Origin of the sequence: Stenotrophomonas sp. GbtcB23, from assembly GCF_019091045.1 — a bacterium.
Taxonomy (GTDB): domain Bacteria; phylum Pseudomonadota; class Gammaproteobacteria; order Xanthomonadales; family Xanthomonadaceae; genus Stenotrophomonas; species Stenotrophomonas rhizophila_A.
Map to the genome: position 1 here is coordinate 1 of NZ_JAGXKC010000204.1, position 455 is coordinate 455.

1 pseudogene is annotated in these 455 nt (G+C 62.4%); it reads left to right on the top strand.

From position 1 onward, the window contains the following. Positions 1 to 333 (top strand): annotated as a pseudogene (gene entE / locus KVS69_RS18800) (2,3-dihydroxybenzoate-AMP ligase); the annotation flags it as partial. Between the last annotated feature and the right edge of the window lie 122 nt (positions 334 to 455).

The window sequence follows — 455 nt, forward strand, 5'->3', positions numbered from 1 at the left end:
GGGGAGAAGATCTCCGCCGAGGAGGTGGAGGATCACCTGCTTGCGCATCCCGATGTCTTCGACGCTGCCGTGGTTTCGATACCCGACCCCGCTCTCGGGGAGCGCAGCTGCGCCTTCGTCATCGCAAACAAGAAGGACGTGAAGCCCTCGGCGCTGAAAGCCTGGATGCGCCAGCGCGACATCGCCGCTTTCAAGGTGCCGGACCAGATCGTGTTCATCGAGAAATTCGAGACGACCGCGGCGGGAAAGGTGAGCCGCAAGGTATTGCGGGCACGGCTGCGCGACGCGTTTCTCGCCTCCGGCAACAAGAATCCCGTTCAGGAGAAGGTTTGATGAGTACCAAGGGTCTACCTCGTATCGCCTCCTATCCTCTGCCGGCCGAAACCGATCTTCCGACCGCCCGCGCTCCCTTCATCATCCGGCGCGAAAGGGCGGCGCTTCTCGTCCACGACATG